Annotated in this window: 1 protein-coding gene; it reads right to left on the reverse strand. The window is 64.6% G+C overall.

Annotated elements, in window-relative coordinates; translation table 11 throughout:
- Positions 1-526 (reverse strand): sugar phosphate nucleotidyltransferase (locus ACKGJN_RS16790; protein ID WP_409540715.1); only part of this gene is annotated, 526 nt, incomplete at both ends.

Consider the following 526-nt stretch of genomic DNA (forward strand, 5'->3'; position numbering starts at 1 on the left):
TTTGTCGGTTTCGCGCAAGTATACTATGTGCGTGCCGAGATGCGAGCCATCGCGCAGATGGCCCTCGATCAAGTGGCTGAGATAGTTGACGGAAATATAAACCCGCTCTACTCCGGCGGAGGCCAGGCGCCGCACCAGGCGCTCGAGCAACGGGATGCCGTCGATCTCCACCATGGGCTTCGGGATAGTGTCGGTCAGCGGACGCAGCCGCCTGCCTTCTCCACCGGCCATAATGACGGCGGCGGCAAAGCCGCTCGCCCCGTGCATCTCTGCGGCATCGCCGCCCAAGTCGGTCACATGGACGAGGTCGACATACCGCCCCTCGGCATCGACCACCGGAACGGATTGGATGTTCGCGCGCCGCATGCGGTCAATGATGATACTGTCCGGCGTGCCGACGTCGACCCACACGGGGTCCTTGTTCATGGCATCGACCGCGCGGGTGTCGAGACTGCCACCAACGAGAAGGCTGCGGCGCACGTCACCATCCGTCAGCGTCCCCAGCAGCCGCCCCTCGGCGCTGACG

The sequence above is a fragment of the Gillisia xinjiangensis genome (assembly GCF_046298265.1).
GTDB classification, from domain to species: Bacteria; Bacteroidota; Bacteroidia; order Flavobacteriales; family Flavobacteriaceae; genus Gillisia; species Gillisia xinjiangensis.